The sequence below is a fragment of the Bacteroidota bacterium genome (assembly GCA_018831055.1).
Lineage (GTDB): Bacteria > Bacteroidota > Bacteroidia > Bacteroidales > B18-G4 > M55B132.
Genome location: JAHJRE010000024.1, coordinates 1 through 23191 on the forward strand (window position 1 = coordinate 1; position 23191 = coordinate 23191).

The following is a 23191-nucleotide window of genomic DNA, read 5'->3' on the forward strand; positions in this document are numbered from 1 at the left end:
CCGGCGAAGAAATCATTTCTTGGATTCCTATAGCGGGGAGCCTTCCTGCCACGGTCTGTCATATAGGCTATCTGATCGGAGACAAGACTGAATTCAGGATGTGACTCCATAAAGTCTACCTGGCTTTGCAGGTGCCCGGGCAGGGAAACATCATCAGCATCATGCCTGCGGAGATATTTGCCGCGTGCCATGGCAAGGCCTTTGTTCAGCGATCGGGCCACACCCATGTTTTCCTGTTTTACCGCAACGATCCTGGGGTCGCTGTAACTTTCAATGATCTCCTGGGTTTTGTCTTTCGACCCATCGTTGATGAGGATGAACTCATAATCACGGAATGTCTGACCCAGGATACTCTCAATGGCAGGTCTGAGGTATTTTTCCCCGTTGTAAACAGGCATGATGACCGATACGAGCGGGATGGATTTCATTTACTATGTTTTGTTGTAATTCCACGATGATTGAAGGACGGCCCTTGAACGTTTGTCGTAAGGGTAGTTGCGGCGGATAAAAATTGTACCCTGCCGCACACTGAGACGCAGGCAGTTTTCCAGGTAGTTGAATGTCCCATACATATTGCCCAGCCATAATGAAATATAATATGTGCCCGGTGCCAGGGAGAAATTCTGTATGGTTACCTCAATTACCTCTTTATCACCTTTGCGGTGATTTTCTATGGCAAACTCATCATCCATGTTGGTGACATGGGCGATAAACTCGTTGGAGTCGTTTCGTATATCAAGGGAAAAGTCTGTATAATCAAGGTCTTCATTAAAACGTATTCCTGCCCTGACCATAAAGGAATCTCCCAGGGTGATCTCTTTAGTCTCATTACCATCCATATCCAGGATGGAATAATCCAGGAACTCAACCTGTTTTGTCCCATAGGGTCTGACCTCCCCAACCTCCAGGCTGCTCTTCTTGTATGTTTCGAGTACATCCGCCACGGAACCGTCGAGGGTAAGTGTGCCGTTCTGCATCAGCACGGCTTTGTTGCATAGCTGCTCAACGGCTGTGAGGTTATGACTGACAAAGAGCACGGTACGGCCTGAGGTCGAAACATCTTTCATTTTGCCTATGGCTTTTTTCTGGAATTCGGCGTCACCGACGGCCAGGACCTCGTCAACGATGAGTATCTCTGATTCAAGATGAGCGGCAACAGCAAAGGCAAGTCGCACGTACATCCCGCTGGAATACCTTTTCACAGGTGTCCCGATATATTTTTTTACTCCTGAGAATTCAACGATCTCATCGAATTTCCTGTTGATTTCTCTTTTTGTCATTCCCAGGATGGCGCCGTTGAGATAAATGTTATCTCGTCCGGTAAGTTCCGGGTGGAATCCTGTTCCCACTTCCAGGAGGCTTGCAATACGCCCTTTTACACGGATCTCTCCGGTAGTAGGCCCGGTAACCTGCGAAAGAAGCTTCAGCATGGTAGATTTGCCGGCTCCGTTTTTGCCTACAACACCCAATACGGTGCCTTCTTCCACCTTCATGTTTACATCGCGCAAAGCCCATACATATTTGGCATCTACCTGGTGGAGGACATTACGTGAGGAGACCTTTTTCGTAGGGTCTTCCTTACCACGGATCTTTGCCCACCAACGGTTCAGGTCGTGGCTCAAGGTACCGGTACCAACCACGCCCAGGCGGTATTGTTTGGATATGTTTTCGAGTTCTATTACGACTTTTGACATAATTCAGGAATTAAACCGTATCCATGAAATTCTTTTCCACTTTGTTAAAAACCACAATACCTATTGCGAGTATAATCACCATAAACCCGGCAGAATAAAGCAACTGAATGTAATTGACCTGTCCGACACCCAGCATGGCCGTCTTGAAGGTCTCAATGACCGGAGTCATGGGGTTAGCCAGTACATATATCTTATATTTTTCAGGGATTTCGCTTAATGGGTAAATGATCGGTGTGGCGTACATCCATAGCTGAACCCCGAATTTTACCAGGTGCAGCAAATCGCGGTATTTGGTAGTGAGTGAAGAAATGATGATACCAAATCCCAGTCCCAATCCTGCCATGAGGATCACCAATATAGGAACAAGCAATATCTCCGCCCCAATGTGAATCGGGACACCACGCAAATAGTAATAGATCATGAAGGCGATAAGGAAAACGAACTGTATCACGAAGGTTATCAGACTGGAGATAACGATAGACACCGGCAGGGTCATCCTGGGGAAATAAACCTTTCCGAAAATGGAGGCATTGGTGATAAAGGTAGCCGAAGTGTCGTTCAGACAAGTGGAGAAATAGTTCCACCCCACGATGCCGGCCATGTAAAACAGGATATTCGGCAGACCCTCTGTCGGGATCCCGGCAATCTTCCCGAAGACAACCGTGAACATCAGGGTTGTCAGTAATGGTTGAAGTATAAACCATAGTGGACCCAGTATGGTTTGTTTGTATTTTGCGACGAAATCCCTCTTAACAAACAGAAAGATCAGGTCACGGTACCTCCAGATCTCTTTGAGGTTTAACTCAAACAAGCTCCTTTTCGGCCGGATTACCATGGTCCAGCCCTCACCGGCAAACTCAGCATTATTGGGAGTGCTCACGTTCCTCATAGGCTAAATCAATGTTCCGTAATTATGTTTAAAATCTTTATAAACCATTTCTATTCCCTTTTTCAGAGGGATAGAAGGATTAAAACCAAGGTTTCTCAGGCGGGCAGTGTCGAGGAGCTTCCTTGGGGTTCCGTCGGGTTTCGTTGGATCAAAGATCAGTTCTCCCCTGAATCCCGATACTTCTTTGATCAGCATGGCCAGTTCACGGATCGACACATCTTCCCCCCAGCCTATATTCACAAAGGATTTGTTATTGTAATTCTCCATGAGGAAGATAGTGGCTGCCGCCAGGTCATCCACATGCATAAATTCCCTTTTCGGATTACCGGAACCCCATATTTCCACGGAATCTTTATCTTCCATAACAGCTTCATGGAATTTCCTGATCAGTGCCGGGAATACATGAGAAGTGTTAAGGTTATAATTGTCGTTAGGTCCGTAAAGGTTAGTAGGCATTACCGAGATGAAGTTACATCCGTACTGGTCGCGGTATGCCTCACACATTTTTATTCCTGCAATTTTCGCTATGGCATAAGGTTCGTTGGTCGGCTCAAGCTCGCCCGTCAGCAGGTATTCCTCTTTCATGGGCTGGGGGCAGAGTTTCGGGTAAATACACGAACTTCCCAGGAAGAGCAGCTTTTCCACACCTGACAGGTAACTTTGATGTATAACATTATTCTGTATCTGCAGGTTTTCATAAATGAACTGAGCCCGGTAGGTGTCGTTGGCACTGATACCTCCCACCTTGGCCGCTGCCAGGAAGATATAGTCGGGTCTTTCTGTTTCGAAAAATTCCCTAACCGCCTTCTGATCCGTCAGATCCAACGGGAAATACCTGACATCACCTGCCTGCATGGGCTTACGGCTATGGTAATTCCCCACGATATTGCTAAATCCTGTTTTTCCCAGTTGCCGGATGATGGCGCTTCCTACCATTCCTGTGGCACCGGCAACAAATATTTTCCCTGACTTATTCATAATAACTCATGATTTTATAGCCTCCGTCGCGGAGGTATTTTTCCTTGGTCATCAGCACAAGGTCAGACTCCATCATATCTTTTACCAGGGCACTAACATCATATTTGGCTTCCCATCCCAATACCTCCATGGCTTTTCTGGGATCTCCCAGTAATATATCCACCTCTGTGGGCCTGAAGTACCTTGGATCAACCTCTACCACAATCTTGCCTTTACTGATTTGATATTTGGGATTATTGCATTCTTTCACCACGGCTTTCTCATTCACACCCTCACCCTGGAATTCTACTACTATTCCGGCCTCCGCAAACGCCATCCTTACGAATTCCCTGACTTCAGTAGTCTTTCCGGTAGCTACTACATAGTCGTCGGGTTTTTCCTGTTGCAGCATAAGGTACATAGCTACGATATAATCTTTTGCATGGCCCCAGTCGCGTTTGGCCGACATGTTACCGAGGAAGAATTTATCCTGCAGCCCAAGGGCAATTCGCGCTACAGCGCGGGTGATCTTACGGGTGACAAAAGTTTCACCTCTGACAGGGCTTTCATGGTTGAACAGGATCCCGTTGCAGGCGAAGATGCCATAAGCTTCACGGTAATTTATTGTGATCCAGTAAGCATAAAGCTTGGCAACACCGTAAGGAGAACGTGGATAAAAAGGAGTTTTCTCTGTTTGTGGTATCTCCTGCACCAACCCGTAAAGCTCGCTGGTGGAGGCCTGGTAAAATTTCGTCTTGTTCGTCAGGTTTAGGAGCCGTATGGCTTCCAGGAGTCGCAAGGCCCCAACAGCATCCGCATTGGCAGTGTACTCCGGTGAGTCGAAACTTACCTGGACATGCGACATGGCCGCGATGTTATATATCTCATCCGGTTGTACTTCCTGAACTATGCGGATCAGGTTGGTGGAATCCGTCATGTCACCGTAATGGAGAATGAAATTCTTATTATCTACATGGGGATCCTGGTATAGATGATCTATCCTGTCGGTGTTGAAAAGCGAAGAACGCCGTTTGATACCATGCACGATATAGCCTTTTTTGAGCAAATACTCGGAAAGGTAAGCTCCATCCTGCCCGGTAACACCAGTAATGAGGGCAACTTTTGACATATGTGTAGTTTTTTGATTAAGTCATTTGGTCCCTGATCTTCCGGATTACCTCGTCCACAACTCCCGTCTTCTCTATCATACCGTAGTATTTCTGCTCGGTCACCGGCATCCTGAACCTGGCGTCATTGTATACGAAACAAACGCCAGGAAGTTTTCCTTTTTCGAGAATGTTTTGCAAAATGTTGTCTAATACTGGTAATGGAGTCTTGCGGTGTCGTACGACGTACAGCGTGATATCAGCGAAACGCGACAGGTAAAAAGAATCGGCCAGCAACCCGAGCGGGGCACTGTCGAAGATCATGTAATCATATTGTTTTTTCAGATCCTCTATAAGATCTGCAAACCCAGTGCTTTGCAAAACTTTGTCTGCAGCAGTCGAAGCAATACCCGGTAGCAACAGGTCGAGGTTCTCCGTGTCGGTGTGAACCAATCCTGATTCAGGATTATCTTTAAAAATCTTCGAAAGGGATGGATGCTGGAAATCGAAATCAGCCAGCAGCACCTTTTTTCCTGAGGCCGCATAAACCAACGCAAGGTTCAGTGAAACGAAAGTCTTCCCTTCACCGGATACAGAAGAGGTTACCAGGATGGTGCGCCCTTTGCCTTCCCGGTTGAAAGGCAGGTTGGCCATGACAAGGCGCAGCGATTGCGTGAAAAAAGATCTGGGTTGCTCCCGAACAAGAAAAGAAGATCTGGATTTATTGTGTGGTATTTTCCCGGCACTGGGCAGTCCTGTGTATTGTAAAAGCTCCTTGCTGTTGTAAATCTTTTTGTCAAGGATAATAAGGAGAAACAAAAAAGCAGCCGGAACCAGTATTGCCAGGATCACTGCACGGCTAAGGTTGGATTTGGAATTTGGCGATATCTTCCAGGCACTCTCCGCACTTGCTTTATCAAGCAGAATAAGGTCAGAAACCGTGGAGGATTTCTGAATTTCCGCTTCAGCCCTTTTCTGAAGCAGGAAATTGTACATCGTATTATCAAGGTTATAATACCGCTGAATATTCATGTATTCACTTTCCAACCCGGGAAGCTGACTGTATTGAGCTAAATTTTCTTCAATTCTTCTTTCAAAATCATCAATCTTTAGCTGGGTGATGTGAACAATGTTGCTGATATTCTCTATTAAAAGTTTTTTCTGATTGGCAATCTTGGTTTCCAAATTGATGATAACCGGGTTTTCAGGCGTTGTAGTTGCCAGCAGGTCTTCTTTTAAAAGATAATTGTCGGAAAGCTCACCCAGAATATCCGAAAATAAAGGAAGGGTTATTCCAACCGTTGATGGAGAAACAATGTCATCAATATTATCGTGGGTGACAATGTAATCTCTGAGGTATTCATAATATCTCAACTCCATCATTTTGTCTGCCTTATTTTTGCTAAGGGAGTTGATTCTTTCCAGGAGAGGGATGGTCTTATCCTGGAGGGTCATCATGTCATTATTCTGACGGAAGGTTTCCAGCCTGTCTTCAGTGTTTTTCAATGAAAGACCTATATCATTAAGCTGCTTGTCGATAAAAGCAATGGTATTGTCAATGGTCTGGGTTTTAAGCTGAAGATTGATCTTCATATACTCCGACACAAGCATGTTCAGGAAATTCACTTCCTTATCAATATTCCTGCCTGTAGTAGAAATAGTGATGATGGACGTTGAATTATCATAGTAAATATCAAGTTTCCACCGGTAACTGAAAACAAGACTGCTAAAGGAGTTAATGGTGAACATATACTGATTTCCTGCAAACTCGTTGTTGTTTACATAGGGCTTCCAGGAAATATTGAATTTATAACGGTCGCTTTTTATCGTGTCCCCAACACGAAATACTCCATTTAGTCCGCCTATGGGAGGATCTGTTTTTATTTCCACTTCTTCATGGGATAGAACTGTGAAATGAATTTCTTTACCCCAGGGTTGCGCATGCAGGGTGTCGTAATAAACCAGGAAAGGGGAGGCATGGTATACCTCAACTGTCCGTAATTTCCCAACGGCATAATAAGATACCCCAAAATCCAGCTTCCGGATGATCTTTTCTATCTGGCTGTTGGATTCAAGCAGGGCTAGCTGGTTTTCAACCGGATTGGATTGAATGAAGGTATTTGTACCGTCCTGCTGAAGGATCGGCTCCTGGCGCGTTTCGCTCATGAGCCGGGTGCTCAGGGAGTAAATGGGAACTTCATATTTGTCTTTAACTTTTACTATGACAACCGCAATGCCTACAGAAAAGACAAATAACCACCAGTTTTTCAGAAACTTATGAAAAACTTTCAGCAGGTCTATTCCGTTCCTTCTGATCATATCAGGCATGTTGGTCAATTATAGGGTTTTAAGCAGCAAATACAGTGTGATGAGCGATGTAAACAAGGCCAGTGAAAATGTCGGCCCTATCCCCCAGGTCTTGGCTTTCATGGGTTCGGCATACAAGAGATCGTTCGGATAAACATAGTACAAATCCGAAAGAAGTATTTCCTTATTTGAAAGATCGAGTGTTTGAATGATGGGTCCATCGGTGGTTTGCCTTACAAGCTTTACTTTATTAAGTTTTGCATAAGGCGTAAAGCCTCCTGCCATTGAGACTGCTTCGTATACTGTCAGCTTGGCTTTTGTTATCCTGTAAGTACCCTGGGAGTTGAACTCTCCTATGAGGCTGATGGTGTTGTTGATCAGTTTGATGGTGACAATGGGTTGATTAACATATTTCTTAATTCTCTCAGTCAGGATGTCTCTGGCTTCATCCAGTGTCATGCCCTGTACCTGAAGTTCTCCCAGGAAAGGGAAATATATATACCCTTCATCATTGACATAATATCCCACCAAAACCTGGTTGCTCTCCGAATACGTGGTATTGGATGCTAAGGGAGGGTTGAAGAAAGCAGTATTGACCCCTTCTACACTGGTAACCCCAATATAAAGATTATCATTGGGTTGGATACGGTAAGTGCCCTCAATATCACTGGAATCGGCATATACAAATCCACTGTCCTTCTTCTTTTCCTGCATTAACAGCAACTTTCTCTGCGGGATACAGGAAGAAAGTATGAGAAGTACAATGACAGAAAAATAACATAAAAATCTCAGATTCCTGTTCCTATGCATTATAAGACCGGTCTAAAGATGTAACACAACTTCTTCTGCAAGCTTTTGATAGCTGGAAATAGCTTTGCAGAAGATTATTTTTTATCTGGCATAAATATAATACAGGTTTTGGTTATTTTTAGGGTTTCTAAAAACAGGTTATCAACAGAGTTATTCAACGCATGAGGCATTCAGAATCAAGCCGGAACCCGAGAATTTGTTTTCTAATGCATGAGAGAAGCTTAACACGCGATTCCTGGGTAGGTACTTCGACGTTCATGTATGAAGCCCTTAAGAAAAGAAACAATAATGTGGAGTTGAGAAAGATCAGGGTTGTAAAGGCACCGTTGATCACTTTTCTCAATAAGCTGATGATTAAAATATCAGGATTGAAATACAATCTGTCCCATAGTTTTTATGCTTCGGGGTATTACCGGAGGAAGCTGACCAAATTGCTGAAAGAAAATGATTATGATGCTATTATAGCACCCGCTATGTCGACTGCCATCAGTTCACTACCCCATACCATACCCCTTGTTTATGTTTCGGATGCCACGGTGAGGTTGATGTATAACTATTACGAATGGTTTTCGGGATTCACGTTTTTCAGTTACCGGGAAAGCATTGCCGTTGAAAAGAAAGCTCTGGGGAATGCAGATTTATGTGTATTTTCATCGGAATGGGCGGCACGAAGTGCCATTCAGGATTACGGAGCGGATCCCTCCAGGGTTCATGTGATCCCTTTTGGTGCAAACCTCAGGGAAGAGGAAATACTGCCCTTTGAAAAAGTTATTCATAGAGATAAAGGGGAAAAATGCAGGCTGCTCTTCCTGGGTATGGAGTGGGAGAGAAAAGGGGGACAGATTGTGCTTGACGCATATCTTCACCTCAGGAAAGAAGGGTTTCCCTGTGATCTGACCATTCTGGGTTGTGACCCTCCTGAAGCGAGGAGGATTGAAGGCGTTGAGATCATTTCTTTCATCAATAAGAATACCCCGGAGGGGAAAAAGCAATGGGATGAGTTGATGCTGACAAGGCATTTTCTTCTTTTACCCACCCAGGCCGAATGCTTCGGAGTCGTTTTCTGCGAAGCAAGTGCTTATGGAATGCCCTCCCTCGGCCCCGATACCGGAGGTGTCTCCAACGCACTCGTTGGAGGGAAAACAGGGTTCCTCCTCCCGGAAGGTTCCTCGGGTAGAGATTATGCAGAAATTGTGAAAGAAGTTTATACCCACTACGAAGCCGAATACCTCCCCCTCTCTAAATCATCAAGAGAAACATACGACAAATTACTCAACTGGGACCACTGGGCCCAATCCGTCCTGAATTTAATAAAACCTTACTCCTAACCTTACGTCATCCCGGCGTAAGCCGGGACATCCCGGCGTAAGCCGGGACAACCCATTTTTTTCTTAGCTTTGCACCACATAACACCCTTATGCATAAAGTCATCGGAATCGGAAATGCTTTGGTGGATATCATGACCTCACTGGATGATGACCGCCTGTTGATTGATTTGCATCTTCCCAAAGGAAGCATGCAGCTTGTGGATCTGGATACTTCCAACCATGTTCTTGGTGCCAGCGCTCATCTTCCCCGCTCGGTTACAGCAGGGGGCTCTGCTTCCAATACGATATACGGGCTGGCCAGGCTCGGTGTGGAAGCAGCTTTTATCGGGAAGATCGGTAACGATGAATATGGTCGCGCATACGCGGATGACCTGGCCCTGAACCGTATCCTGCCTAAACTTATGGTTAGCCTTACACATTCAGGAAGAGCTGTTGCCCTGATAAGTGCCGATTCGGAGCGGACCTTTGCAACACATCTGGGTGCCGCCCTGGAACTTATTGCCGAAGACCTTCTGGAAAACCATTTCACCGGATTTCATATCCTGCATATTGAAGGTTATCTGGTACAGAATTATCCACTGATCACCCGTGCTGTGGAACTGGCACGCAAAGCAGGATTGCTGATCTCCATCGATCTTGCCAGCTATAATGTGGTGGATGAACACAGAAATTTCCTGGAAAAACTTCTGAGTGAACAGGTTGACATAATCTTTGCCAATGAGGAAGAAGCCAAAGCTTTTACCGGGATGGATCCATACCGGGCTCTTGAAATCCTGGGAGACCTGGCAGATTATGCCATTGTGAAAACAGGCCCCAATGGCTCCCTGGTTAAAAGTAAAAACCAGGTTTTCCATATTGATGCTATCCCTGCCCATTGCATTGATACTACCGGCGCCGGTGACCTTTATGCTTCGGGTTTCCTGTATGGGCTCGTTAACGGCTGCTCCCCGGAGAACTGCGGGAAAATTGGATCTATCCTCGCAGGTAATATCATTGAAGTCGTTGGAGCCAGGATGGACGACCATCGATGGGCAAAGATCATGGATCAGGTTTCACTACTTTTGTAATGTTAAAATCACTCCCCCTTTACCATTAGTAAATAAATCAGTAGTTTTTTTTATTTGAGGCAGGATTTTTTTACTTTTGCAGCCCTAATTTTCAGGTAATAGTAATACAAGTATTAAACAATGAAGGTATATCAAACACAGGACATCCGGAATATCGCTCTTATCGGGGGCGCTAAAACCGGTAAAACGACATTGTCGGAATGCATGCTCTTTGAGGGCGGCGTGATCAACAGAAGAGGAAGTATTGACGATAAAAACACGGTTTCCGACTACCGGGAAATAGAGCTTGAAAGGCAGAATTCTGTGTTTGCTTCAGTGATGTACACCGAACATGCCGATAAAAAGATCAATATTATCGATACCCCGGGTTTCGATGATTTCGTAGGTGAGGTCATATCCTCCCTCAAGGTCGCCGACACCACCGTGATGGTTGTTAATGCCCAGAATGGTGTGGAGGTGGGCACCGAAGTCACCTGGCGGCACTCGGAGAAAAATAATAAACCCGTTATTTTTGCCATCAACCACCTCGAACATGAAAACTCAAACTGGGATGAAACACTTACCCAGTTGAAACACCATTTCGGAGGTGGGATCACAATGGTGCAATATCCGGTAAATACCGGTGTGGGCTTTGATTCGGTGATAGACCTGCTGAAAATGAAATTGTACAAATATCCGCAGGATGGAGGTAAACCTCAGATCCTGGATATTCCGGATAGCGAAAAAGGTAAAGCCGAGGAATTGCAGGCTGCCATGATCGAAGACCTGGCCGCTAACGATGAAGCCCTGATGGAGAAGTATTTCGACCAGGGAACTTTGTCGGAAGAGGATATTCAGAACGGATTGAAGATAGGTCTTTTAAACCGCGGATTCTTCCCGGTTCTCTGCATCAATGCCAAACAAAACATGGGTGTAGGCCGCCTTCTGGAGTTTATTGCCAACAATGCTCCCGCACCGAATGAAATGCCCCTGGTGAAAACCCTGTCGGGAAAAGAATTGAAATGCAATGCTTCGGATCCTGTCTGTGCTTTCATTTTTAAGACTACCATAGAATCCCATCTCGGAGAAGTATCTTTCTTCAAACTCTATAGCGGAGAAATTACCGAAGGTATGGATCTTATCAATGGCAATAATGCCACCAAGGAAAGGATCTCCCAGGTCTTTGCTTTCTCAGGAAAGAACCGCGATAAGATAGATAAAGTCTATGCCGGAGACATTGCGGCCACCATCAAGCTGAAGAATAGCCGCACCAACCAGACACTCAATTCACCAAAGACTTCGGATGAGAAGGTACCTCCCATCGTTTTCCCGGATCCTAAGTTCCGCGTCGCTATCAAAGCAAAGAACCAGGCCGATGATGAAAAGCTGGGTGCTGCACTTAATGAGATCCATCGTATGGACCAAACCATGGTTGCCGCTTACTACAAAGAGTTAAAACAGATGATCATGCAGGGTCAGGGCGAATTACACCTGAACATCGTGAAATGGCATCTGGAAAACCAGTATAAGATCCCTGTCGAATTTCTTACACCTAAAATTCCCTACCGGGAAACCATCACAAAACACTCACAAGCAAGTTATCTGCATAAGAAACAGTCGGGGGGCTCAGGACAGTTCGGACAGGTTTATATGCTTATCGAACCTTATGAAGAAGGCATGCCCGAACCTTCAAAGTACAAGCTGAAGCAGACCATGAGCATGTCGTCGGTCAATCCCCTCAGCATACAGAAAAGTGAGACCGAACTGGCCGTAAGCGTCAGGGGTAAGGATGAGATTGAACTGGAATGGGGCGGAAAACTGATCTTTTACAACTGTATCGTAGGCGGTTCCATCGACGCACGCTTCCTTCCTGCCATCCTCAAAGGAATCATGGAAAGGATAGAAGAAGGGCCTCTTACGGGTTCATATGCCCGCGACATCAGGGTATGCGTTTACGATGGTAAGATGCACCCGGTCGATAGTAATGAAATCTCTTTCAAACTTGCAGGACGTGCAGCCTTCAGCATGGCTTTCAAGGAAGCTGCTCCCAAGATCCTGGAACCTATTTACGATCTTGAAGTGATGGTTCCCGAAGATAAAATGGGTAGCGTTATGACGGACCTGCAGGGACGGCGTGCCATCATCATGGGTATGGAAGGCGGAACCATCCGCGCTAAAGTACCCCTGGCTGAAATGAGCCGCTACTCAACCGCACTGAGTTCACTGACCAGCGGACGCGCAACCTACAACATGAAGTATGCCGAATATGCCCAGGTGCCACCCGATGTACAGGATAAACTCCTGAAAGAATACGAGGAAAGCAAGAAAGAAGACGAATAGCAATAAAAAAGCCCGGGAAACCGGGCTTTTCGTTTTACCTGAAAAGCTTTATCAGTTCCTGGTAATCATCCTGACTTAACTTGTGTACATTACCTCCTACATTGTTGGCAATCATGGTATCCAGGATAAGATCATGATCAATATCGGGTATTTGCATCATGGATAGCCTTACAGGACTTCCGATCGAAACAAAGAATTTCTCCAATGCTTCTATGCCTTCTTCGGCCGTTTCCGTCCCGAAAAGGTTTTTTACCAATTCCTGTATCCTTCCGGGGATCTTCCCGAGATGCAACCTGAGCCATGCCGGATAAACTATGGAAAGTGAAGCTCCATGAGGTATATCATACAGCAACCGACATGACTTTGGCAGAGTCGATCACGCTCCCGCCACCCACGGCGACAATGAAATCAACCTTTTCCTTCCTGGCAAGCTCCGAAGCTTTGTCCACATCATCCACCAAAGGATTGGGTTTTATACCGGAATATTCGATGACCCTTATTCCCCTGCCTTCCAACTGTGCCATGATCTGGTCGTAAATGCCATTTCTTTTGATCGAACCACCACCGTAAACCAGTAATGCTGTCTTTCCGAGGCTCTCAACTGTTTTGCCAAGTCCCGCTACAACATCCCTTCCGAAATAAAGTTTGGTTGGATTGTAAAGAATGAAATTTTCCATATTTTATTTTTTGACAGTTTATGAAATGCTTAAAAAATTTGTACCCACCCCCTGGCCCCCTCTGCTGGCAGGGAGGGGGAACGCGCTAATCAAATGTTTGATAAATCAGATAGTAGCTTTCAATAATTGGTATGCTAAAATCCATTCTCAAATTATTTTTACTTACTTGCTACTTATATTATTTTTCACAAAGTAGAATTAGCACACCCCCCCTCCCTGCCAGCAGGGAGGGGGCTGGGGGGTGGGTATGCTAAAAAAAGCGAACAGAATTTAATGCGAAACTTCAGTCACTTAATTAAACAACAGAAAACGCCGATGGTTTTTATTCCTGCTCGCTGATTACACCGCTTCCCAGGCAAATTTCCCGGTGTTCATCATAGATTACACCGAACTGCCCTGGTGCTACGCCTGCTACCGGTTTGTTGCTCTTTATCCTGAAAACATCCCCGGCCTGAAGCATAATACCCTCGCCAAATTCAGGCTGATGTCTTATCTTGAAGCTGACCTTTTGCCCTGTTGTGTAATCGCGGTCGGGTTTTTCATTTATAAACAGGAAATCTTCCAGGATGATCTCTTCTTTGTATTGTGCTATCGGGTCATAACCGTTGGAAACGAAGATGATATTTTCCGCAATGTTCTTTTGTACGACAAACCAGGGTCCTTGCCCGAGTCCAAGCCCTTTTCGCTGCCCGATGGTATGGAACCAGATGCCGCGATGCTCTCCAAGGATCTTCCCTGTTTCAAGCTCGATTATTTTACCCGGTTTTTCGCCTGTGTATTTTCGGATGAACTCGGCATAATTGATTTTCCCCAGGAAACAGATTCCCTGGCTATCGGGCCGGTGCGCGCTGGGCAAGCGCATTTCTTCAGCCATCGCCCTGACTTCCGCTTTCTGCAAATGCCCGATCGGGAACATAACCTGTTGCAGCTGGTCGTTAGTGATCCTGCCCAGGAAATAGGTCTGGTCTTTTCTTTTGTCCGCCGCTGTGGTAAGATAAATTACCCCGTTCTTTTCCGTTGTGCCGGCATAATGTCCCGTACTGATTTTATCGTAGGAGCTCCCGTAACGATCCCTGAAGCTTCCGAATTTTATCAGACGGTTGCACATCACATCCGGGTTGGGTGTGAATCCTTGCTTTACGGTTTTCAGTGTGTAATCAACCACACTTTCCCAGTATTCCTTCTGCAGATCGACGATCTCCATCCGGCAACCATACTTTTTCGCAATAAATGTCGTGATCTCAATGTCTTCCTCCGAAGGGCAGTCGGTGAATCCCGGCTCATCTTCCATAGCAATCCTGATATAAAAAATATCAGGCTCATACCCCATATCTTTCAGGATGGGGATGGTAACGGAGCTGTCAACTCCTCCACTGACAAGGGAAGCGATGTTCATTCTATAGATATCAGATCGCAGATCGCAGATCGTATATCTTAGATCTAATTCTGCGATCTGCGATTTCTTTCTTCGATCTCCGATCTGCGATCTCCTATTTCTTTCTTCGATCTGCGATTTCTTTCTTCGATCTGCGATCTGCGATCTGCGATCTCCGATCTGCGATCTCCGATCTCCGATTATATCATTCCTTCTTTATGTTTCTCCCCGATCACCTTCAGCATATCCACTGTCATGGCTTCGAGGCCGAATTTCGGGTCCCAGCCCCACTCTTCACGGGCGGCACTGTCATCCATATTATTGGGCCATGAGTCTGCAATGCTTTTCTTCACGGGATCAACATCGTAATCCATTTTGAAATCGGGTATATGTTTTCTGATCTCAGCAGCGATGATCTCAGGGTCAAAGCTCATGGCAGAAACGTTAAAAGCATTGCGGTGTTTCAGTTTCGACGGGTCGGCTTCCATCAGGTCGATGGCAGCGTCAAGAGCGTCAGGCATATACATCATGTCGAGGAAAGTGCCGGCAGGTAAGGGACAGGTAAATTTCTTATGTTTGATGGCTTCGTAATAGATCTCCACGGCATAGTCGGTGGTGCCGCCGCCGGGAAGAGTCACGTTGGAGATGATCCCCGGATAACGAAGCCCTCTGGTATCAACTCCGAAACGTTTGAAATAATAGTCACTGAGTAACTCTCCTGCCACTTTCGTTACACCGTACATGGTGGACGGGCGCTGAATAGTATCCTGCGGAGTGTCGTCGAGCGGGGTAGATGGCCCAAAAGCACCGATAGAACTGGGGAAAAATACGGCGCAGTTGTTTTCGCGGGCTACTTCAAGCACATTGTAAACACCGTTTACGCCAACATTCCATGCGGCCTGGGGATTCTTCTCAGCTACCGCCGAAAGAAGAGCTGCCAGGTTGTAAATGGTGTCAATCTTATATTTCCTTACGATTTCTGCGATCTTTTCAGGCTCGGTGGCATCTACCATTTCCGAAGGACCGGATTCCATAACGTCACTCGTTGGCATGGTCTTGCGGTAACCTGCTACCACATTATTGCTTCCGTAAACCTCACGCAGCCTCATTGCCAGTTCTGAACCGATCTGTCCGGCTGTTCCGATGATCAAAATATTTTTCATAGCGACAGGGTATTTTAGTGTTAAATGATTAACAAAATTTTGGGCAAAAATATAACAAATTTGATATGCCGCCCATTTTGATGAGGAAACTTTATACCCACAATATCTGAAAATTAAATTTTTAAATTCTATATTTGCACCAGTTTGTGAAATGCTTAACAGTTCAATTCTAATAAACAAAACGAATATGTACGGAAAAATGAAGGAGCATCTCCAGAAGGAGTTGCATGAAATTAAGGAAGCCGGTCTCTTTAAAAATGAGCGGATCATCGTATCACCCCAGGGTGCCCCCATCAGCCTGAATACCGGGCAGGAAGTCCTGAATTTTTGTGCCAACAATTACCTTGGACTTTCAAATCACCCCAGGCTTGTCAAAGCTTCGAAGGAAGTTCTTGATTCTCATGGTTTCGGTATGTCGTCAGTAAGGTTCATCTGTGGTACACAGGATATTCACAAGACTCTTGAGAAAAAGATCGCCGACTTTTTCGGAACAGAAGACACCATCCTGTATGCTGCCTGTTTTGATGCTAACGGTGGTGTTTTTGAGCCCTTGTTCACAGCTGAGGATGCCATCATATCCGATTCTTTGAATCATGCTTCCATCATCGATGGAGTAAGACTTTGCAAGGCTCAGCGTTTCCGTTATGAGAACGCCGATATGGCTGACCTGGAAGAAAAGCTGAAAGAAGCTTCCCAGACTGCAAGATTCAAGATTATCGTCACCGACGGTGTTTTCTCCATGGACGGTAATGTAGCCCCGATGGATAAAATTAACGAGTTAGCCAAGAAATACGATGCTCTCATCATGGTCGACGAATGCCATTCAGCCGGTGTTGTTGGTAAGACCGGACGCGGTGTCACCGAATTGTTCAATATTCGCGGCGAAGTGGATATCATTACCGGAACCCTTGGTAAAGCCTTTGGTGGTGGTATCGGTGGTTTCACTACCGGCCGTAAGGAGATCATCGAACTGCTCCGTCAGCGCTCCAGACCTTATCTGTTCTCCAACTCCCTCATCCCTGCCGCTGTCGGCGCCGGTATCGAAATGTTCGATATGATGACGGAAACCAACGAACTGCAGGATAAACTGCACTGGAATACCGAATATTTCATGGAAAAGATGAAGGCAGCAGGATTCGACATCAAACCTTCGAAATCTGCTATTTGCGCAGTTATGCTTTACGATGCAAAGCTTTCACAGGAAATGGCCGCAAAACTCCTCGATGAAGGTATTTACGTCATCGGATTCTATTATCCCGTTGTACCCAAGGGATTGGCACGTATCCGCGTTCAGCTCAGCGCTGCACATGAGAAAGAACATCTTGATAAATGTATCGCCGGTTTTACCAAAGTGGGCAAGGAGCTTGGCGTTATCAAATAAAAGAATCTATATTAACCGCAAAAAGCCTGGCCTTGCTTGCCGGGCTTTTTTTATTTTTGTAAAACATATTTCTCAACCATGCAAAATAATCTACAGGTCTATAATTCATTATCCAGGAAAAAGGAAGCCTTCGAACCCATTAACCCTCCCTTTGTCGGCATGTATGTGTGCGGTCCGACCGTTTACGGGGAAGGCCACCTGGGGCACGCCCGCCCGGCCATTACCTTCGACCTTATCTTCCGCTATCTGAAGCACCTTGGATATAAAGTTAGATATGTGAGGAATATTACCGATGTTGGCCACCTGGAAAATGATGCCGATGCCGGCGAAGACAAGATCGGCAAAAAAGCCCGGCTGGAAGAACTGGAGCCCATGGAAGTAGTTCAGTATTATACCAATAGCTACCATCACAATATGGACCAGCTGAACGTGCTTTCCCCCAGCATAGAACCTCACGCCTCCGGCCATATCATCGAACAGATAGAAATGGTCAAAGCCATCCTGGAAAAAGGATATGCCTACGAGAAAAACGGCTCGGTTTATTTTGATATTGAAAAATATAATAACGACCATCAATACGGGATACTGTCAGGAAGAAAAGTAGATGAACTGCTCGCTTTTACCCGTGAACTGGAAGGACAGGAAGAAAAGAAGAACAGCGCCGATTTTGCGCTCTGGAAAAAGGCTACACCGGAACATATCATGCGCTGGCCTTCCCCATGGAGCAACGGCTATCCCGGCTGGCACCTCGAATGCTCCACCATGGGGACCAAATACCTGGGAGAAGTTTTTGATATCCACGGTGGTGGTATGGATCTGCTCTTCCCCCACCATGAATCGGAAATTGCACAATCGGTTGCTGCCAACGGTAAAATGCCGGTGAAATACTGGCTGCACAATAATATGGTCACCATCAACGGGCAGAAGATGGGAAAATCACTCGGAAACGCTGTATCTCTCAACCAGTTCTTCAGCGGTGATCATCCTCTCCTGGTGAAAGCATACAGCCCCATGACCATCCGCTTTTTTATGCTGCAGGCACAATATCGCAGTACGCTTGACTTCTCCAACGAAGCCCTGCAAGCCTCCGAAAAAGGCCTTGAAAAATTGATGAATGCATCACAAACACTGAAAAAGCTGAATGCTTCCGATAAAAGCACGGAAAACATCGCCCTCCTGGAAAAACAATGCTACGATGCCATGGACGACGACTTCAACAGCCCCGTCCTGATATCACACTTATTTAACGCCGTTAGAATTATTAACAGTGTTAATGATGGCAAAGCATCTCTTAACGCGGAAGACCTTAAAAAGCTGACCGGTCTTTACAATACTTTCGTATTCGACATCCTTGGACTCAAGCGGGAAGAGGAGGGAGGCAGTGATGATATGCTTACGGCAAAACTGATTGATACCATGCTTTCTCTCCGTCAGGAAGCGAAGAAGAATAAGGACTTTGCTACTTCTGACAGGATAAGGGATGCGCTGGCAGAGCTGGGAGTTGTGGTGAAAGATACGAAGGAAGGAGCGGTTTGGGAGAGGAAATGATCTCAGATCTCAGATCGCAGATCGCAGATCGCAGATCTATGTGCGATTTTTTGCTTGGGGATTTACGATATTCTAGTTGTCATGTTTTTTGTTGCGGTATTGATACTGGATACAAGTATAGATATTATTTCATTGCTTTCTTTTAGAAGAAAATCCATTTCTTCTATATCTTTTATTTCAAATGATCCAATGATGATTTTCAAAGCCATATGGGTTTCTCTCATTTCTTTTAAACTTATTCTAAGTTTATGAATGAAATCCTTTCGGGATTCTGCACTGCCCGATTCTGCATAATTCAGGGCAACGGAAATACTGGATCTAACGATCTGATTTGTAATAATATTTTTCTCCTGGGACATGGGAATTCCCTTTGTCAACCGGATTACCCGGGAAACAAACTCCAAAAGGCGATTTTCAAATGAATTTCGATTCATGTACTAAAAGTTTTACCATCTAACCATTAGTACCTTAAAATCCAAAATATTCCATTTGAAGTCGAAAAATTTTACATCCAAATTAGATCTTCGATCTGATCTCTGCGATCTGATCTCTGCGATCTGCGATCTGATCTCTGCGATCTGCGATCTATTTGCTTACTATTAAATAATAATTCTTCTTCCCCTTTTGAACCAGTATGTATTTGTCATTCAGCAGGTCGTTTTTGGAAACCACGAAATCTTCCTGAACTTTGGTTTTGTTGACTGAAACCCCGTTGTCTTTCAGCATTCTTCTGGCTTCACCTTTGGAAGGAAAGATGTTGGTTTTTTCGGTGAGGAAATCGACAAGTGGTATTCCTGAAAGGATCTCTTCCCTGGAAACCTGGCTTTGGGGCACCCCATCGAAGATGCTGAGCAGGGTACGTTCATCCAGTTTCTTCAAGGTGTCGGTGGTGCCTTTACCGAATAATATTTCCGATGCTTCAACGGCAGCAAGGTATTCTTCTTCCGAATGCACGCGGATGGTGATATCTTTGGCCAGTGCCTTCTGAAGCTCCCGCAGATGCGGCGCTTCTTTATGCCTGAGGGTGATCTCTTCGATCTCTTCCTGGCTAAACAAGGTGAAGATTTTGATATACCTTTCGGCATCTTCATCGGAAACGTTTAGCCAGAACTGATAAAAAGCATATGGAGATGTCCTTTCGGGGTCAAGCCAAACGTTGCCCGATTCTGTTTTTCCGAATTTGCCGCCATCGGCTTTGGTGACCAACGGAGTGGTCAGTGCATAGGCTTCCCCACCCTTCATCCTGCGTATCAATTCATTTCCGGTTGTGATATTGCCCCATTGATCCGATCCGCCCATCTGCAACTTGCAGTTCAGATTCTCATATAAATACAGGAAATCATAGCCCTGAACCAGCTGATAAGAAAATTCGGTGAAGGAAAGCCCGGTTTCCAGCCTTTTCTGCACCGAGTCTTTCGACATCATGTAATTGATCGTGATATGCTTGCCAATGTCACGAATAAAATCCAGGAATTTGTAATCTTTGAACCAGTCGTAATTATTGACTACCACAGCAGAGCTTTCCCCGCAATTAAAATCCAGGAATTTCTTCAGTTGTTTTGTTTGTCCCGCCAGGTTTATCTGCAGCGTTTCCGCATCCAAAAGGTTCCTTTCCTGTGATTTACCTGAAGGATCCCCGACCATACCTGTCGCTCCGCCTACCAATACCACCGGTTTGTGACCGTGCCGCTGAAAATGTACAAGCAGCATGATGGTGGCCAGACTTCCGATATGCAGTGAGTCTGCCGTAGGGTCAAACCCGATGTATCCTGCGGTCATTTCCTTGTTAAGCTGTTCTTCCGTGCCCGGGATCATATCATGGATCATCCCCCGCCAACGTAGTTCATCAATAAAATTCATGTTGAGGCTTTTTTTGCAAATATAGTTTTTTCGATGTATTGTATATTCAAAATTGTATACAAACCATTGTGTTGCCCATAATTTCTTAGCTTTGCCCAATGAATCTGGTTACAGGAGGAACGGGGCTTGTAGGATCTCATCTCTTGCTGGAACTGGCCAGGAAAAATATCCCGGTCAGGGCCATCTTCAGAGATCCTGAAAAAATTGAGCTTGCCAGGAAGGTTTTTGAAGCTTATGAAGACCCTGGAATGGAGTTGTTCGGCCGCATCCAATGGGTGAAAGGCGATATCCTGGATGTTCCTTCCCTGGAAGATGCCATGGTTGATGTTGACCATGTTTATCATGCCGCCGGTGTGGTTTCTTTTCATCCTAAGGGAAGGGCCATGATGATGAAAATCAACGTTGAAGGTACTGCCAACGTCGTGAATGTAGCCCTGGCCGGTAATGTAAAAAAACTGTGCCATGTAAGTTCCATCGCCGCCCTGGGAAGGGCAGAAAACGATGGAATGGTAGATGAACACACCGAATGGAAAACCTCCCGTGAAAATTCCTATTATGCCATCAGCAAGTATGGCGCGGAAAGAGAAGTATGGCGGGGCATGGAGGAAGGTCTGGATGCGAATATCGTGAATCCCTCCATCATCCTGGGTTTTGCACAACCCGACCAGGGTAGCACACAGATGTTTGAGACCGCCTGGAATGGACTGAAATACTATACCCTGGGCGTAAACGGATATGTGGATGCAAGAGATGTGTCGCGGGCTATGCGCTTGCTGATGGAAAGCGATATCCGCAATGAACGCTTCATCCTGAATGCCGCCAACCTGACTTACCAGGAACTCTTTAACATCATGGCTGATGTGATGGGAAAGAAAAGACCTTCCATAAAGGTGAACAAGTTCATGAGTGAGGTATCCTGGAGGGCGGAAAAAGTGAAAAGCCTTATCACAGGCAAATCCCCCCTTATCACCCGCGAAACAGCCAGAACGGCCATGACTACCTACCGGTATTCAAGTGATAAGATCTGTGAAAGGATTGGATTTGAGTTCACCGACATTGATCAAACAATCCGGGAACTTTATCAGCTTTTTAAAAAGTATTATTTCAAATAATTCAATCTGTGCAAATCTGAGTAATCTGTGGTAAATTATTTCACCACAGATTACTCAGATTTGCACAGATTATATCTATTTTTGCCCCCATAAAAGCGATAATCATGAAAAAGACAGCATTGATCTACTGGCCAAAGAAGGGAAACGTTGAAAATGCAGCCAACAAAATAGTTGAACAGTTTGAAGGTCATCCAATTGACTTGTTTACCATAACCCAGGTTGATGTGGAATCACTGACCGGATATGATCTTATCATTGTTGGTGGCTCAACCGTCGGCGCCGACAACTGGGAAGACACTCATAAGACCCGCTGGATCGATTTTTTCCAAAAACTTGGGAAGATACACCTTCACGGACAAAAGGTTGCCATCTACGGTCTGGGCGACCAGGTTTTGTATCCTGATCATTTTGTCGACGGCATTGCCGCTATCCGTGAGGAGTTTGCCCGACACCACGTTGATTTCATAGGTTACTGGCCTGTTAAAGGCTATGATTTCACAGGATCACGTTCGGCAGAAGGAGATCATTTCCTGGGACTGGCCCTCGACAACGACCAGCAACCCGAGCTTACGAATGAACGCATTCTTTCCTGGGTAAAACAAATTAAGAAAGAAGCCGGATTTTAATGCTAAAGGGCTATTGGTGCCGGACCATTTTCCGAAATGATCCATACTTCACGGAATCCCCGCTGTAAAAGTTGCTCCCTCGTTTGATCGTACAGAAGAGTTAACTCACCAGGCTTGTGTGCATCGGTGCTTATGGTCACCGGAATTTGTCTATTCAATATCTCATCCAGAATCCACCCATCGGGATAAAGACTGCTACAACGCTTTTTATAAATCCCCCGGGTGTTGACCTCCACAATGGAACCGTTTTTAGCTATAACATCAAGACTTTCCATTACCAGATCCCTGTACCAATTGTCGTTTTCCAGGAAGTACCGATTCTGATTATGCATTTTGATCTTATCCATGTGACCGACGATATCGGGTTTTTCCTCAGCTACCATGCGGTTGAGCTGGTGGTAATAGGCTGTGACCGCTTTTCGGATGTTACCGTCGAAAACATCCTCCAACCCCCGGTCATAGGTTTCCCGCGATGATCCATCGATGAACCACAATCGCTTTTTTTCGGCATTGGTGACCAGATGTACCGACCCGATCACGTAATCAAGCCCGGCTATCTTCCTGAATTCGTCGAATGGACGCGTCAGTCCTGGAATATAATCGATTTCCAGTCCCAGGAGTATTTTTAACCTACCACGGTATTTTTCCTGCAGGATGCGTATGGTCTGACAATACTCCAGCAAAACTGCATCGGAAGGTATGGCAAACTGGTTGCTAAAAGGAACAGGAGCATGGCTGGAAAACCCCAGGATGGAGAGTTGCTCTTCGACAGCCTTTTGGATATACGATTCCGGATCGTTGGAGCCGTCGCAGAAACGGGTATGTGTGTGCAGGTTAAATCGCATCATGCCTCAGGTAATGTTGGGTTTGTGAAAGTAACAAAAAACCATGGGGCAAAGTTGCGATGACATAAAAAAAGAGAGCGTTGACCAGACGCTCTCTAACCCAAATCTTATAATATCAAAATGAAAA

Annotated in this window: 21 protein-coding genes; 7 read left to right on the plus strand and 14 right to left on the minus strand. The window is 45.5% G+C overall.

Annotated features, from left to right (window positions below; genetic code table 11):
* The 7 genes from KKA81_01665 to KKA81_01695 all read right to left on the minus strand — a co-directional run.
* Positions 1-428, minus strand: a 428-nt coding sequence (locus KKA81_01665; protein ID MBU2649616.1) for a glycosyltransferase family 2 protein, incomplete at its 3' end; no start/stop codon positions are given.
* Between the two features lie 3 nt (positions 429-431).
* The gene (locus KKA81_01670; GenBank protein ID MBU2649617.1) at positions 432-1694 is read right to left on the minus strand and encodes an ABC transporter ATP-binding protein; all 1263 of its coding nucleotides are present in this window, start codon (positions 1692-1694) and stop codon (positions 432-434) included.
* A 10-nt stretch (positions 1695-1704) separates the two neighbouring features.
* Complete coding sequence (locus KKA81_01675; protein ID MBU2649618.1) at positions 1705-2583, minus strand: ABC transporter permease; 879 nt, start codon at positions 2581-2583, stop codon at positions 1705-1707.
* A 3-nt stretch (positions 2584-2586) separates the two neighbouring features.
* Positions 2587-3561 carry a GDP-L-fucose synthase gene (locus tag KKA81_01680; protein MBU2649619.1) on the minus strand — a complete coding sequence of 325 codons (975 nt, stop codon included), beginning with the start codon at positions 3559-3561 and terminating at the stop codon, positions 2587-2589.
* The gene (gene gmd / locus KKA81_01685) at positions 3554-4669 is read right to left on the minus strand and encodes a GDP-mannose 4,6-dehydratase (GenBank protein ID MBU2649620.1); all 1116 of its coding nucleotides are present in this window, start codon (positions 4667-4669) and stop codon (positions 3554-3556) included. The genes KKA81_01680 and gmd overlap by 8 nt, the downstream gene beginning before the upstream one ends.
* 16 nt (positions 4670-4685) lie before the next feature.
* Positions 4686-6965, minus strand: a complete 2280-nt coding sequence (locus tag KKA81_01690; GenBank protein ID MBU2649621.1) for an AAA family ATPase — start codon at positions 6963-6965, stop codon at positions 4686-4688.
* Positions 6966-6983: 18 nt separating this feature from the next.
* A complete protein-coding gene (locus tag KKA81_01695) occupies positions 6984-7667 on the minus strand; it encodes a polysaccharide biosynthesis/export family protein (GenBank protein ID MBU2649622.1) in 684 nt (227 codons plus the stop codon).
* Between the two features lie 302 nt (positions 7668-7969).
* On the opposite strand from KKA81_01695, the gene KKA81_01700 reads away from it, so the two are divergent.
* From KKA81_01700 to KKA81_01710, 3 genes are all read left to right on the plus strand, one after another.
* Positions 7970-9091 carry a glycosyltransferase family 4 protein gene (locus KKA81_01700; GenBank protein ID MBU2649623.1) on the plus strand — a complete coding sequence of 374 codons (1122 nt, stop codon included), beginning with the start codon at positions 7970-7972 and terminating at the stop codon, positions 9089-9091.
* Between the two features lie 89 nt (positions 9092-9180).
* Positions 9181-10158, plus strand: coding sequence for an adenosine kinase (locus KKA81_01705; protein ID MBU2649624.1), 978 nt, complete (start codon positions 9181-9183; stop codon positions 10156-10158).
* A 120-nt stretch (positions 10159-10278) separates the two neighbouring features.
* The gene (locus tag KKA81_01710; protein ID MBU2649625.1) at positions 10279-12477 is read left to right on the plus strand and encodes an elongation factor G; all 2199 of its coding nucleotides are present in this window, start codon (positions 10279-10281) and stop codon (positions 12475-12477) included.
* 34 nt (positions 12478-12511) lie between these two features.
* On the opposite strand, the gene KKA81_01715 is transcribed toward KKA81_01710, so the two are convergent.
* The 4 genes from KKA81_01715 to KKA81_01730 all read right to left on the minus strand — a co-directional run bounded on the left by KKA81_01715 (position 12512) and on the right by KKA81_01730 (position 15692).
* Positions 12512-12829, minus strand: coding sequence for an iron-containing alcohol dehydrogenase (locus KKA81_01715; GenBank protein MBU2649626.1), 318 nt, complete (start codon positions 12827-12829; stop codon positions 12512-12514).
* Positions 12819-13154 (minus strand): iron-containing alcohol dehydrogenase, encoded by a 336-nt coding sequence (locus KKA81_01720; GenBank protein MBU2649627.1) that lies wholly within the window; start codon positions 13152-13154, stop codon positions 12819-12821. The genes KKA81_01715 and KKA81_01720 overlap by 11 nt, the downstream gene beginning before the upstream one ends.
* A gap of 322 nt (positions 13155-13476) precedes the next feature.
* Complete coding sequence (gene mnmA / locus KKA81_01725) at positions 13477-14550, minus strand: tRNA 2-thiouridine(34) synthase MnmA (protein ID MBU2649628.1); 1074 nt, start codon at positions 14548-14550, stop codon at positions 13477-13479.
* Positions 14551-14729: 179 nt separating this feature from the next.
* Positions 14730-15692 (minus strand): NAD-dependent epimerase/dehydratase family protein, encoded by a 963-nt coding sequence (locus KKA81_01730; GenBank protein ID MBU2649629.1) that lies wholly within the window; start codon positions 15690-15692, stop codon positions 14730-14732.
* A 187-nt stretch (positions 15693-15879) separates the two neighbouring features.
* Between KKA81_01730 and kbl the strand changes: the two genes are divergently transcribed.
* The gene (gene kbl / locus KKA81_01735) at positions 15880-17073 is read left to right on the plus strand and encodes a glycine C-acetyltransferase (protein ID MBU2649630.1); all 1194 of its coding nucleotides are present in this window, start codon (positions 15880-15882) and stop codon (positions 17071-17073) included.
* A gap of 78 nt (positions 17074-17151) precedes the next feature.
* Entirely contained in the window at positions 17152-18621 is a 1470-nt protein-coding gene (gene cysS / locus KKA81_01740; GenBank protein ID MBU2649631.1) for a cysteine--tRNA ligase, read from the plus strand.
* A gap of 62 nt (positions 18622-18683) precedes the next feature.
* Here the strand turns inward: cysS and KKA81_01745 are convergent, their stop codons facing one another.
* Positions 18684-19055, minus strand: a complete 372-nt coding sequence (locus tag KKA81_01745) for a four helix bundle protein (protein ID MBU2649632.1) — start codon at positions 19053-19055, stop codon at positions 18684-18686.
* Positions 19056-19206: 151 nt separating this feature from the next.
* Positions 19207-20481 carry a tyrosine--tRNA ligase gene (locus KKA81_01750; GenBank protein MBU2649633.1) on the minus strand — a complete coding sequence of 425 codons (1275 nt, stop codon included), beginning with the start codon at positions 20479-20481 and terminating at the stop codon, positions 19207-19209.
* A gap of 98 nt (positions 20482-20579) precedes the next feature.
* Between KKA81_01750 and KKA81_01755 the strand changes: the two genes are divergently transcribed.
* Positions 20580-21593, plus strand: a complete 1014-nt coding sequence (locus KKA81_01755) for an NAD-dependent epimerase/dehydratase family protein (protein MBU2649634.1) — start codon at positions 20580-20582, stop codon at positions 21591-21593.
* 104 nt (positions 21594-21697) lie between these two features.
* A complete protein-coding gene (locus tag KKA81_01760; GenBank protein ID MBU2649635.1) occupies positions 21698-22219 on the plus strand; it encodes a flavodoxin in 522 nt (173 codons plus the stop codon).
* 2 nt (positions 22220-22221) lie between these two features.
* On the opposite strand, the gene KKA81_01765 is transcribed toward KKA81_01760, so the two are convergent.
* Positions 22222-23067, minus strand: coding sequence for a histidinol-phosphatase (locus KKA81_01765; protein ID MBU2649636.1), 846 nt, complete (start codon positions 23065-23067; stop codon positions 22222-22224).
* Positions 23068-23191: the final 124 nt, after the last annotated feature.